1 protein-coding gene is annotated in these 603 nt (G+C 68.0%); it reads left to right on the forward strand.

All coding sequences use genetic code 11. The annotated features are described in order from the left end of the window. A partial coding sequence (locus ACX4ZE_RS22985; RefSeq protein WP_480275549.1) for a condensation domain-containing protein occupies positions 1 to 603 on the forward strand: 603 nt, incomplete at both ends.

Below are 603 nucleotides of genomic sequence, written 5' to 3' on the forward strand. Positions count from 1 at the left end.
GCCGTTGCCGGTGCAGTACGCGGACTACACACTGTGGCAGCGGCAACTGTTGGGCGAGCAAACCGATCCCGACAGTGTGTTGTCGCGGCAGTTGGAGTATTGGCGGGGCGAGCTGGCCGGGTTGCCCGCGCAGCTGTCGTTGCCGACCGACCGGCCCCGCCCACGAGTGGCGAGCTATCGCGGGGACACCGTGGCGGTGGTGATCGACGCCGAGACCCGGGCGTTGGTGCAGCGGCTGGCGCGGCGGGAGGACGCGACGGTGTCGATGGTGCTGCAGGCGGGGTTGGTGGTGTTGTTGTATCACCTGGGGGCGGGGACCGACATCCCGCTCGGGTCGCCGATCGCCGGGCGTACCGACGAGGCGTTGACCGATCTGGTCGGGTTTTTCGTCAATACGTGGGTGTTGCGGGCACACCTCACCCCGGCGGGTTCGTTCACCGACCTGCTCGGGCAGGTACGGGAGAAGGCGCTGGCGGCCTACGCCCATCAGGACGCGCCGTTCGAGTTGCTGGTCGAGCTGCTCAACCCGGTCCGCTCCACGGCCCACCACCCACTGTTCCAGGTGGCGTTGGCATTCCAGAACAACACCCTGCCCGTGATCGA

Source organism: Nocardia sp. TBRC8007, from assembly GCF_056629435.1.